This window comes from Myxococcales bacterium (assembly GCA_016716835.1).
Classification (GTDB): domain Bacteria; phylum Myxococcota_A; class Polyangia; order Haliangiales; family Haliangiaceae; genus JADJUW01.
Map to the genome: position 1 here is coordinate 1,105,709 of JADJUW010000001.1, position 12,705 is coordinate 1,118,413.

Below are 12,705 nucleotides of genomic sequence, written 5' to 3' on the forward strand. Positions count from 1 at the left end.
AGCAGTGCCACGACCAGGGCCGCGCAGCAACGGCTATCTAGCCGGTTTTATTTGCATAGACACAGCTTTGTATCGGAATGGTTACAAACATGTAGACATTGCAAACATTTCCGTTAGGATGAAATTATGGGGCTATTTGGGAAAATCTCGTCTGCTGACGCTGACCGTCAGCACCGCGATGAACTCGCCATTCGCCGCCTCGCGCTAGTGGTCGCGATTACAGGCCTGCTGGCCGCGCTGGTGTCGTTGCCGTTGCCCACGCTGGGCGCGAGCCCCGACGTCAGCGCGATCCTAGCGATCATCGCCGTGGCCGTGATCGCGGGGCATCGCTGGGCCTTGCCGCTGCTGTGCGTGCTTGATGGCGCGATGATGTTCGTTTGGGCGCCGACGCTGTACGCCCAGTCGCCGGTTGCCAACCTCGAATACGCGTGCTTGCTCGCGACGTGCCTGCTTGCCGTGCCAGGCGTGGTGTCCTCCATGCGGGTCGGCCCGCTGCTCGGCGAGCTCATGGGGCTTGGCAATGCCTTTCGGCACACCACCCATATCCTAGCTCCTGTCGCGCTCGTCATCCTGGCGATGGCGATCGGCGTGATGTAACCGCGCCGCGCTTACGATACGACGGCGCGCGCGTTGTCAAAGAGGCGCATCCACGGGCTGCTATCGTCGGCGTCGGCGGCCTCGCTGCGCCACTGAGGCGGATGCCACGACATTTGCGACAAGCGAAACACGCGCTCTGGGTGTGGCATCAAAATGGTAACGCGCCCATCGCGATTGGTCACCGCGCCGACGCCGGCGACGGATCCATTTGGATTATACGGATAGGCCATGGTGACGTCGCCCGCGGCATCGACGTATCGCGCGGCCACCAGCTCGTGCCCCGCCGTGTCAACACCGAGGTGGCGATAGTCTGCACGCCCTTCGCCATGCGATACCACCACCGGCAAACGCCACCCCGCCATGCCAGCGAGCAGCAAGGATGGGGATGCTTCGATTTTGATCGTCACCAATCTCGCCTCGTAGCGCCGCGATTCGTTGTGCGCAAACAAGGGCCATCCAGCGGCCCCGGGTATCAGATCGGCCAGGCCCGCCAACATCTGGCAGCCATTGCATACGCCGAGGACAAAATACGGATCTTGACGGGCGAACCACTGCGCGAGCTCGGCCTTGACCGCCGCGACATAGCGCATCGACTTGGCCCAGCCTTGGCCGGCCCCGAGCACGTCGCCATATGAAAAACCGCCACATGCGGCGAGCCCCTGCACGTCGCGCAAGGTCTTGCGCGCATGCTCCAAATCCGAAACGTGGACGTCGATGGCGTCAAAGCCGGCGCGGGTGAAAGCGGCGGCCATTTCGGTCTGGCCATTAATCCCTTGATCGCGCAGCACCGCGACACGCGGCCGCGTCGTCGCGACCGACGCGCTGCGACGCCATGAGCGCCCGGCTTCAATTTCTTCAGGCAGTTTCGGATGCACCAAGGCGTCGCCTCGTTGGCGCGTTAGATGCTCGAAGTCGGCGCACGCCGGATTATCGCGCAACCTTTGCATGCGATACGTTAGGCTAGACCAACGCGAACGCAGCAACATCATGTCGCGCTTCATGATCTCTGCGCCGTTAAACGTCACGACCAATTCCGGCTGCCGCGCTTGAGGCACCCCAAAACGATGGCAGTGTGCGGCAAGCCCCGCGGCGGCAACAACCTGTAAAAACGCCGCTTCCCTATCCAGCGGCACTTGCACCACGGCGCCGAGGGCTTCGCTAAATAGCGCCGCGATAACGTCGCCCTGCGCCGCGCATAGAGACGAGGCCTCAATGGTGAGCCCGACGTTGCGGGTAAGAGCCATTTCAAACGCTGTCACCACGGCGCCGCCATCCGAACGGTCGTGATACGCGGTAATCAGCCCGCGCCCTGACAAGGTTGAGATCACATCGAGAAATGCCGCGAGCATCGCGGCATCGACCTGTGGCGTTTGATCGCCAAGCTGCCCAAACACCTGTGCCAGAGCGGACCCACCAAGGCGCGGGGCACCATGTGCCAAATCAAACAACCACAACGCTGACGGAGCGTCCAACAAAAGTGGCGTTAGCGTCTTTCGGATATCAGCCACGGGCGAAGCGGCCGTTGCCACCAACGTCACCGGCGAAACCACATGGTGTTCGCCGGCGGCGTCGCGCCATCGGCTTGCCATTGACAGCGAATCTTTGCCAACCGGAACCGCGACCCCCACCGCTTTACAGAGCGCCACTGCGGCAGCGACGGCGTCATATAAGGCGGCGTCTTGTTCGGGCACGTGCGCCGCGGCCATCCAGTTACATGACAGCTTAATATTGTGCCGCGCGCCGTAATCGACCGCGGCCAAGTTCGTCAACGCTTCCCCGATGGCCAGTTGCGCCGACGCCGCGGCATCGATGGTGGCCACCACGGGGCGTTCGCCAATGGCAAACGCCTCGCCGGCGTAGCTATGAAAATCGACCGCGGTGACCGCGCAATCCGCGACGGGCACCTGTCTTGGGCCGATCATCTGATCGCGGGCAGTTAGCCCGCCAACCGTCCGATCGCCAATGGTAACGAGGAACCCTTTGTCAGCGACGGAGGGCAACGCCAACACGCGTTCCAGGCAGGCCCCAAGATCATTGAATTCACTCAATGGCACCAAGGGAAGCGCGGGCCGAACCGGGCTGCGAAGCATCTTGGGTGTTGCACCAAGGATTAGCGACAAGGGCACGTCAACCACCGGCGCGCCGTGCCGCAACACTGTGAGCTGGCCGTCGCCAGTGGCGTGACCTACGACCGCAAAGGGACAACGCTCGCGTTCGCACATGGCGGCAAAGGCCGCGACGTCTGCGGGGCGCAAGGCGATGACGTAGCGCTCTTGAGATTCGTTGCACCACAATTCCATCGGCGATAGCGACGGATCGGCGCTTGGCACCTGGTCGAGATCGATGCGGGCGCCGAGGCGATCGGCGTGGACTAATTCCGGCAAGGCGTTGGCGAGGCCGCCGGCGCCGACGTCGTGCACGCTGACGATGGGATTGGCATCTTGCTGCGCGCAAGTGCTGATCACTTCCTGGCAGCGGCGCTGCAACTCGGCGTTGTCGCGCTGCACCGAGGCAAAATCGAGGGCGGCTTGCGACTGCCCTTGCCCCACCGACGACGCGGCGCCACCGCCCAGCCCAATTAGCATGCCCGGCCCGCCGAGCACGATGAGCGCGTCGCCCGCCTCCACCGCGCGCTTGTGAACATTTGATTGGCGGATCGAGCCAATGCCACCGGCTATCATCAGCGGCTTGTGAAAACCCCAAGTCGAGTTTTCGTCGCGAGGCAGCCCGAGCGTGCGGAAAAATCCTGCCAACGCGGGCCTGCCGAATTCGTTATTGTAGGCCGCCGCGCCCAGCGGCGCCTCGATCATGATTTGCAGCGGGCTGGCGATGTGTTCCGGCTTGCCAGGTGCCGTCTCCCACGGTTGCGCGGCGTCAGGTAAATGCAAATCACTTACCGCGTAGCCGACCATGCCGGCCTTGGGTTTGCCGCCCAGGCCGGTGGCTCCCTCGTCGCGCAACTCGCCGCCCGAACCGGTGGCGGCGCCAGGATACGGCGAAATCGCCGTCGGGTGATTGTGCGTCTCGACCTTGAGCACGATGTGCGACGGCTCGGCATGCGCGCGATAGATGCCATCGCCATCCGGCCACATCACCTGCGCGGTGGCGGCGCCTTGGAGCACCGCGGCGTTGTCGCTATACGCCGAGAGCACGCCGCCGGGCGCAGCTGCTGTGGTTTGGCGAATCATGCCGAACAGCGAGGCGTCAGCGGCCACGCCATCAAATTCAAACGTCGCGTTAAAGATCTTGTGGCGGCAGTGCTCGCTGTTGGCCTGCGCGAACATCATGAGCTCGCAGTCGGTCGGATCGCGGCCAAGCTCACGGTACTGCGCCGCGAGGTAAGAAATCTCATCGTCAGACAGCGCAAGGCCCCACGCTGTGTTCACCTCGCGCAACGCCGCCCCCGCTTGTGCCTCATCGCCGCCGAGCGCAACCGAGCGCAGCGCGCCGGGCGGTTTTGGCAAAAACACGGTGGGTAATTCCTCGCCGCTTACCACTTGCTGCGTCATGCGATCGGCCAGCGCTAGGTGCAGGGCCGCTTGATCAGCGGGAGTCTGCACGAACTGCCACGCCGCGATGCGCTCGATGCGGCTCACCGCGAGCCCGCAACGTCGCAAGATATCGGTGGCCTTAGACGACCACGGCGTCTGCATACCGGCGCGTGGCACGACGAAGCGCGCATAAGCCGCCGCACTTGGCTCGTCCGTGTTTGGGCCAAGCAGGCTCGCCAACACGCCATGCGCCGCCGCGTCGAGGTCGTCATTTGCAAAAACTAGATAGACAAAGCGCGAGGTCGCCCCGGCCAGCACGCCGGCGGCTTCGGCGGCCATCGGCACCGGCTCGTTTGTCCACCACATCAAGGGCGCTTTCATGGCATCGCCTTCGCCTGGCGCAGCGCCGCCAAAATACGCGTCCGCGGGTCGGTCAAATCCGGCACGAACTCTCGCCCCGTGACCATTTCGTAGTTGCGTACGTAGCGCAGCGCCGCCTCGACGCGCACCGCATCGGGCAGGCGCGGCGACGGCCCATCGCCGCGATAGCCGAGCTCCTCGGCGAGAAAGCGGCGGACAAATTCCTTATCCAGGCTGCGCGGCTCATCGCCGGCGGCATGTCGCGCCGCAAAATCGTCGGCGAACCAATAGCGCGACGAATCTGGGGTGTGGATTTCATCCATCACCACCACCTCGCCCGCCGCATTAAGGCCAAATTCATACTTGGTGTCGGCGAGAATCAGTCCACGCGTCAGCGCATAGGCCTGCCCGTGCGCAAACAACGTCAGCGCCAGCGCCGCGGCGCGATCGAAGACCTCGGCGGTCACCTCGCCACGCGCGAGCAATTGCGCCCGCGACACGGTCTCGTCGTGATCGCCGTGCGCCGCCTTGGTTGACGGCGTGACAATGGCGTGCGGCAGCTTAGCGTTTTTCACCAACCCATCGGGCAGCGCATGGCCGGCAAATTCGCGGTGGCCTTGTTCATAGGCCCGCCAAATCGAGGTCGAGGTGACGCCGGTGAGATACGCGCGCACCACGAATTCGGCGGCAATCGGCACCAGCTCGCGGCCGATGGTGACTTGCGCGTCGGGCACCGACAGCACGTGATTGGGCACCAGGTGCGACGTCTGCTCAAACCAGAACGCCGCGAGCTGGTTGAGCACTTGGCCCTTGCACGGAATGGTATCAATGACGTGATCAAACGCGCTGAGGCGATCGCTGGCCACCAAGATGCGATGGCCGCGCGCCGCGCTAATATAGCAATCGCGCACCTTGCCCTCATAGAGCCGCAAATCGTCGTAGCCACCCGCCGCCGCGACGTCGGCCGCCGAAATCGGCTCGCCGAGCGCTCGCGAGAGCACCGAAGTTAGGGCCGCGGTAAGCTCGCTATCGTTCATGGGTGCCTACTTGTGGTCGACTGAGCCTGGGGTTAGCTGCAGCGCGCGCGCCAAGATAAATTCGGCGTGGCGGAGATGATGTTGCAAATCAAAACAAGCCTCTAGCGTCGGCGCCGTCAGCAGCTTGGCGATATCGGGGTCCTGCGCCAGCGCGTCGCGGAACGTCGTGGTGCCCGCATGCGCGGCCATCGCGCAGCGTTGCACGTAAACGTAACCTTGTTGCCGCGGGATGCCGGCCCGGACCAGGGCGAGCAGCACGCCTTCGGAGGCCCACATGCCACCAGCGGCGGCCAGGTTTGCCGCCATGCGATCGCTGCGCACCACCAGGCCATCAATGAGCTGCGTCGCGCGCGCGACCATGAAGTCGGCGAGGATCGTCGCATCGGGCAGCACGACGCGCTCGACCGACGAATGCGAAATATCGCGCTCATGCCACAGCGCGACGTTCTCGAGGCCCGCCTGCGCGTAGCTGCGTAGCAGCCGCGCCAGGCCACACAAGTTTTCCGACAAAATCGGGTTCTTCTTGTGCGGCATCGCGCTCGAGCCCTTTTGGCCTTTGCCAAAACCCTCTTCCGCTTCGCCGACCTCGCTGCGCTGCCAATGCCGCACGCCAAGCGCCATCTGTTCGATGGCCGTACCCAGCAGCGCCAGCGCGCCGAGCACCTCGGCATGGCGATCGCGCGCGACGATTTGCGTCGCGACGGTTTCCGGGGCAAGGCCAAGCTCGCCGAGCGCCTCGGCCTCGATGGTCGGTTCGATATTGCCGTAGACGCCCACCGCGCCGGCGATCTTGCCGACCGCGATGCCGCGGCGTGCCGCGACCACGCGCGCCTGCGCCCGCAGCAACTCGGCGCGCCACCTCGCAAACGTAAGCCCTGCCGCGGTTGGCTCGGCGTGCATGCCGTGCGAACGGCCAATCATCGGGGTCCCCGCATGCGCCCTCGCCTTTTCGCCAAGCGAGGCAGCCAGCGCGGTAACACCTACGAGAATCTGATCGAGCGCCTGCACGCATTGTAGCGCGAGCGAGGTGTCGAGCACATCCGAAGACGTCATGCCTAAGTGCAGCCAGCGCGCCGGAGCGCCGGCGAGCTCTTCCACATGAGTGAGAAACGCGATGACATCGTGGCGCGTCGTCGCTTCGATTTCCAAAATGCGCGCGGCGTCTAACTTGCCGCGGCTTGCCGCTTCCACTACCGCCGCGGTGCCAGCCGGCACGGTGCCCGCACGCTCCATGGCGCGACACACCGCCAGCTCAACCGACAACCACGTATCAAACCGCGTCGCATCTGACCAAACGGCCACCAGCGCCGGCCGCGCATACCGCGTAATCACTGGGCCGCTCCTGCCGTCGGCATCTCGCCGGTGGAACCAAAGCCGCCCGCGCCGCGCGTCGTCGCCGGCAGCGCCTCGACAACTTGCAAGCTGGGCGCCGCCACCGCGGCAAACACGATCTGCGCGATGCGATCGCCATGGGCAATGATAACGTCGGCGGTGCCGAGGTTCACCAAAATCACCGCCAGCTCACCGCGATAATCGGCGTCGATGGTGCCCGGGGCGTTTAGCACGGTGACGCCGTGCTTTAGCGCCAACCCCGAGCGCGGCCGGACTTGGCCTTCAAACCCGGCGGGAATCGCCAGCGCCAAGCCGGTTGGAACCAACGCCCGCGCACCAGGGGCGAGGCTCATCGGCACATCGAGCGCCGCGCAGAGGTCAAACCCCGCCGCGCCCGCAGTCATTTGCGCCGGCAGCTGCGCATCTGGCCTGAGCTTGCGGCATAGCACCGTCGGACCGTTCATGGCCGCGACTATACCCCTAAACGCGGGGTGTGTCCCGCGAGCGCTGCCTCGTCGAGGCAGATGATCTACATGATGAAATTGTTGATTTCATCGGGCGCCGGATTGCTCTCCAGCGCCTCTTTGCGCGACAGGCGAATCTTGCCGTCGCGATCGATCTTCATGCACTTGACGACGACCTCGTCGCCTTCCTTGAGCACGTCTTCCACGGCGCGAATGCGCTCTTTGGAGACTTCGCTGACGTGCAGCAGTCCATCGGTGCCCGGCAGGATTTCAACGAAGGCGCCGATTTCGATGATGCGCTTGACCACGCCATTGTAGAACGCGCCGACCTCGGGCTCGACGATGAGGCCCGAGATGAGCTGCTTGGCTTGCTCGATCGCACGCATATCGTTGGAGGCAATCGACACCACGCCGGCGTCGTTGACGTCGATCTTGGCGCCGGTTTGCTCGGCGAGGGCGCGAATGGTCTTGCCCCCTGGTCCGATCACGTCGCGGATGCGGTCGGGTTTGACCTGGATGGTGACGATGCGCGGTGCGTATTGCGAGACTTCGTCGCGCGGCGCGGCGATGCCGTCGGCCATCTTCTCCAAAATGTGCAAGCGGCCGCGGCGAGCCTGCTCGAGCGCTTGCTCGAGAATGTCGCGCGTGAGGCCGTCGACCTTGATGTCCATCTGCAAGGCCGCGATGCCGCGGGCGTTGCCGGTGACCTTAAAGTCCATATCGCCGAGGTGATCTTCGTCGCCCAAGATGTCCGAGAGCACGACGAAATCGTCGCCTTCCTTCATCAGGCCCATCGCGATGCCGGCAACCGGGTCGGTCACGGGCACGCCGGCGTCCATGAGCGCGAGGCTGCCGCCACACACCGAGGCCATCGACGAGCTGCCGTTGGATTCGTAAATTTCAGAGACGACGCGGATGGTGTACGGAAAGTCCTCGTACTGCGGGACGATGCTCTCGACCGAGCGCTCGGCCAAAAAGCCGTGGCCGACTTCGCGGCGCGATTGGCCGCGCAGCATCTTTACTTCGCCGGTGCAAAATGGAGGGAAGTTGTAGTCCATGTAGAATTGCTTGTGGACGTCGCCCATCAGGCTGTCCATGCGCTTTTCGTCGTACTTGGTGCCGAGCGTCGCGACCACGAGGGCCTGGGTTTCGCCGCGGGTAAACAGCGCCGAACCGTGCGCACGCGGCAACACGCCGACCTCGACTGAAATCTTGCGAATCTCGTCGGGCTTGCGGCCGTCGATGCGAGTGCGGGTGGACAGCGTGTGCTGGCGCGCCCACGTCTTGGAGGCTTTGGAGTACGCCGCGTCAAGCTCCTTGCGGCGACCGGCATACGCTTTGCCTTCGCCATCAAACTCGGCGATGACGTCGGCATGCGCCTTGGAAATAGCGTTGCTGCGCGCCTTCTTTTCCTTGATCGACATGGCAGCGCCAATGCGGTCCCAGGCAAACTTCTTGACCGCTGCCTGCAGCTCGGCATCGACGGCGGGGGGCACGAAAATGCGCTTTTCCTTGCCGGCTTTTTCGCGCAGGCGCTCTTGCGCGGCGATCAGCGGCTGCGACGCCTCGAGCGCGTAAAACAGCGCGTCGATGACGACGTTCTCGGCCATGTTTTCCATTTCACCTTCGACCATCATGATGGCGTCTTTGGAGACGGCGACGATGAGGTCCATGTCGGACTTGGCGCGCTCTTCAAAGGTTGGGAAGGCGACGAACTGGCCGTCGATGCGGCCGATGCGAATGCCGACGATCGGGCCGTTGAACACGAGATCGGAAATGTGAACCGCCGCCGAGGCGCCAATAATGGCGAGCACGTCGGCGGGGTTTTCTTTGTCAAAGCTCACCGTGTTGGCGATGATTTGCGTATCGATGGTGCAGCCTTTGGGAAACAGCGGGCGCATCGGGCGATCCATCAAGCGACAGATCAAAATTTCTTCGTTGGTGGTGCGACCTTCGCGGCGAAAAAAGCTGCCTGGGATTTTCCCGACGGCGTACATTTTCTCCTGGTACTCACAGGTCAGCGGAAAAAAATCGAGACCCTCGCGAGGCTCTTTGCTGCCGGTGGCGGCCACCATCACCATGGTGTCGCCGAGGCGAACTACGACCGAGCCGGAGGCCTGCTTGGCCCACTTGCCGGTCTCTAACGTAATCGTCTTATTGCCTACAACTGCGGTTTCTGTAACGAATGCCATACTGCTCCTTTGGCTTGCGCCTCGAAGGCCCTCGAGAGATGGGCCGGGTTAGGTGCTGCAGATGGCTTTGCGGTTGCTCCCTCGATTCAGGCAACGGCCGGAGCCGCAGACTCAATAGAAAGATCAACGCTTTTTGCTAGACCATGGTCCTACAGCAGGCCGGGATATAGCCGATTAGGACCTGCGGCGCTACCGGCGCAGCAAAATATCCATGGTGCCGGAAGGCTGGGCGGCAAAGGCGGCCGAGACCCGCAAATGGGCGTCCTGGGCGACGGGATCGGCTTCATTCCAATAGGCTGCCACGGCTTGATCGCTGACGACGATATCGCCGTAGTCGAGTTCGCAAAACATCGTCGCGCCCAGTTCGCAGGTTGCGGCGACCTGACCATCGTGGCTACGTAAAATCACCAGATCGCCGTCGCGGCCGCCTTCAAGGAGGATGCTGGTCGCCTCCCCGGTGAGCCCCTGCGGAAGGACAAAGCTCAATTGAAGCGCGCTGCCGGCAATATCGATGTGAACGTCGTCCAGCGCAAACGTGGCGTACGGCGCCAATTCCGCGTCGGTCGAAGCAGCGACCACGGCGTGGATCCCTGTGGTTGGCCCGACCAGCCCGCTGGGCCATTCAGAAATCGACAACAACGGCGCTGTCTCGACGTCGTCTTCATAAGCACAAGCAGCCATGCCGGCGAGCCCGAAGACGCAAATCGCCGCCAGCCGAAGGGTGGAATGGAGCCCGTTCACGGCGGTAACATAACTCAAACTGGGCGGGCGTGCCACCCAATCGCGCCCTTCGGCGGACGCGAAATGCGTCAATTAGCGGCGCAGGCCGAGCGTTTCAATAAGCTTTTTGTAGCGATCGCCATCGGTGGTCTTTAGGTAGTCGAGCAGGCCCCGGCGCTGACCGACCATTTTGAGCAGGCCGCGGCGGCTGTGGTGATCCTTGTGGTTGCCCTTAAGGTGCTCGGTGAGGTGCGAGATCCGCTCGGAAAGCAAGGCGACTTGCACTTCGGGCGACCCGGTGTCGGAGCTATGGGTGCGAAATTTCGTGATTGTTTCGAGTTTGCGAACTGGTGATACGGACATTGTTTTTGCCTCCAGTACCCTCGTCGCCGGCCCTTTGCCGACAACCAAGCTACGGTCTTAGGGGCGCACCATGAAGGAATTTGGCCCCACGGTCAAGCCCTCGACAAAGCCTCTTTCGAGCACGAATGAGCCTGATTCAATGCGAGCCATCGACAATAGCTCGCCGCCTCCGGCGAGCAAGCACATGCCTTCCGGCGAAGGATTTGCTGGTGGTGGTTGCTGCGGATCCCGAGGCGCGGGCGCACTGCCTCTGCGCCAGGTGGCCTCGCCGACGGGCATCGGCCGCCCAACGCGAATGGGCGCAATCCAGGACGCAGGCACCTCGGCAATCGGCCACGACAAAACGTCGTCGATGCGCGCCAACGGCGGCAGCTCCGCCGATTTGCGATCGAGCGCCGCAATGCCGATGGCGTCGTCAATGCGCACGGCGCCGCTTTGCGTGCGGCGCAACGAATATAGATGGGCATAGCAGCCGAGCGCCAAACCGATATCGTGCGCGAGGCTGCGAATATACGTTCCCTTAGAACACGCGACCTCGAGTTCGAGGCGCGGATAGTCGTAACTCTTTAGTTCAAGGCGCTTAATGAAAATCTTGCGAGGTGCCACCTCCACCAACTTGCCTGCCCGTGCGGATTCAAAGAGTGGCTTGCCCGCCACCTTGATCGCCGAGTGCTGCGGCGGCACTTGCGCCAGCTCACCGACAAATTGCGTGAGCACGGCGGCGATGCCCCCCGCCGTGAGCGCCTGCGCGCGCGCTTCATTGCGCATCGTCACCGGGCTCTCGCAATCATAGGTCGCCGTTGCCTGACCAAGCGTGAGGCCCGCTTCGTAGACCTTGTCGTCGGCGAGCATATAGCCGGCGATCTTGGTCGCCTCGCCGAGGCAAATCGGCAGGACGCCCGTAGCGAGCGGATCGAGCGTGCCGGTGTGCCCGACGCGCGACGCCGCAAAGCGCCGCTTGACGATGGCGACGGCATCGGCCGAGGTCATGCCATACGGTTTATCAAGTACGAGGACGCCGTCGACTCGTTGCATAGGACCTACCAGCGGCGCCCCTATGGCAGGTCGAGCGCGGTGATCCACGCAAACAGCAAGGCGCGGCCCGACTCGTCGAGGATCTCGGTGCCAAGTGGCGGCATGTGGCGCGCGGGGTTATTGGTGACGAAGCGGCGATACAACACGGAGGCGGCGGGATCGCCGGGCGCGATGACGAGCTCGGCGCAAGTCACCGGCGAGCCGTCGCAAATTTGCATGGACGCCATGGTGCCAATGGCGGTTTGGTAGGTTGGCGATTGCGCCGGGGTAGCGGCGGTCGCGGTCAGCATACGAAACTCGACCGGCAGATAATTTAAATCCGACGTCGCGTTGTGACAGGTACCGCAGTTGACGTGCAGGTAGCCGAGCGCGGCAACTTCCTGCGTGGTACCGCCCACTGGAAAAAACGGCGTCGTGCCGATGGGTGGCGTCGAAAACGCGCCGGCGGCCGCGAGCGTAGTGAGGGTTTCATCACCGCCGAGTGCGTCTGTATCGAGTTGCAAGGCATCGAGCCCAAGCAGCGCATCGCCGGCGCGATCGTGACATTGGCGACAGCTCGCCATATCGGGCACGTTGAGCTCGGTGCCCGCCGCGTTGACCTTGCCGTCTGGCGCGACCACCGCATCGCTGCCGTCGGCGAGCCAAATGTACGAGACGCCTTCCCACCCAAGCTCGCCCTTAACAAAATACCGCGTCTCAACTCGCGTGCTGCCCGCCGAGAATTCTTTCCACACCTTGGTGCCCACCGGCGCGATCCAATGATCCATGTCGGTCGTGTCAATCGGCACGAGGTCGGCACCATCGGCGGGAAGCTTTAGCCATCGCCGTTTGGCCGCCCCGTCGGAGTAAAGCTGCCAACGCGGCGTGTACGTCATGACGCCGTCGGCGATGACGTCGCTGGCTACCTCGGCATAGAGGCCCGTCTCAGACAGGTATGCCGGCAGCAACTCCGAAACCGGGTCGACGTCGAGCGGGGCATCAGTGTTTGCATCGGGCAGGCACGCATCGCCTTCGCAGGCCGACGCCCCGTCGTCGCAGCCAACGAAGAGCGCGCAGCCAAGTACTACGCCAAGTGCCCAGCCTAGCGCGCGAGAGTTCGTGGTTTGCGCCATGA

At 63.6% G+C, this 12,705-nt stretch carries 10 protein-coding genes; 1 reads left to right on the plus strand and 9 read right to left on the minus strand.

Going from position 1 to position 12,705, the window contains the following annotated elements; genetic code table 11:
* Positions 1 to 126: 126 nt before the first annotated feature.
* Positions 127 to 597 (plus strand): hypothetical protein, encoded by a 471-nt coding sequence (locus tag IPL79_04920; protein ID MBK9070330.1) that lies wholly within the window; start codon positions 127 to 129, stop codon positions 595 to 597.
* An 11-nt stretch (positions 598 to 608) separates the two neighbouring features.
* Here the strand turns inward: IPL79_04920 and purL are convergent, their stop codons facing one another.
* From purL to IPL79_04965, 9 genes are all read right to left on the minus strand, one after another.
* The gene (gene purL / locus IPL79_04925; GenBank protein MBK9070331.1) at positions 609 to 4,469 is read right to left on the minus strand and encodes a phosphoribosylformylglycinamidine synthase; all 3,861 of its coding nucleotides are present in this window, start codon (positions 4,467 to 4,469) and stop codon (positions 609 to 611) included.
* Complete coding sequence (locus tag IPL79_04930) at positions 4,466 to 5,485, minus strand: phosphoribosylaminoimidazolesuccinocarboxamide synthase (GenBank protein ID MBK9070332.1); 1,020 nt, start codon at positions 5,483 to 5,485, stop codon at positions 4,466 to 4,468. Before IPL79_04930 ends, purL begins: the two co-directional genes overlap by 4 nt.
* Positions 5,486 to 5,491: 6 nt before the next feature.
* Entirely contained in the window at positions 5,492 to 6,817 is a 1,326-nt protein-coding gene (locus IPL79_04935) for an adenylosuccinate lyase (protein MBK9070333.1), read from the minus strand.
* A complete protein-coding gene (dut, locus tag IPL79_04940; GenBank protein MBK9070334.1) occupies positions 6,814 to 7,281 on the minus strand; it encodes a dUTP diphosphatase in 468 nt (155 codons plus the stop codon). The genes IPL79_04935 and dut overlap by 4 nt, the downstream gene beginning before the upstream one ends.
* A 65-nt stretch (positions 7,282 to 7,346) precedes the next feature.
* A complete protein-coding gene (pnp, locus tag IPL79_04945) occupies positions 7,347 to 9,473 on the minus strand; it encodes a polyribonucleotide nucleotidyltransferase (protein ID MBK9070335.1) in 2,127 nt (708 codons plus the stop codon).
* 189 nt (positions 9,474 to 9,662) lie between these two features.
* Positions 9,663 to 10,214 (minus strand): hypothetical protein, encoded by a 552-nt coding sequence (locus IPL79_04950; protein ID MBK9070336.1) that lies wholly within the window; start codon positions 10,212 to 10,214, stop codon positions 9,663 to 9,665.
* Positions 10,215 to 10,286: 72 nt separating this feature from the next.
* Positions 10,287 to 10,556, minus strand: a complete 270-nt coding sequence (gene rpsO / locus IPL79_04955) for a 30S ribosomal protein S15 (GenBank protein MBK9070337.1) — start codon at positions 10,554 to 10,556, stop codon at positions 10,287 to 10,289.
* Positions 10,557 to 10,613: 57 nt separating this feature from the next.
* A complete protein-coding gene (gene truB / locus IPL79_04960; GenBank protein ID MBK9070338.1) occupies positions 10,614 to 11,591 on the minus strand; it encodes a tRNA pseudouridine(55) synthase TruB in 978 nt (325 codons plus the stop codon).
* A gap of 20 nt (positions 11,592 to 11,611) precedes the next feature.
* Complete coding sequence (locus IPL79_04965) at positions 11,612 to 12,703, minus strand: hypothetical protein (protein ID MBK9070339.1); 1,092 nt, start codon at positions 12,701 to 12,703, stop codon at positions 11,612 to 11,614.
* Positions 12,704 to 12,705 lie beyond the last annotated feature (2 nt).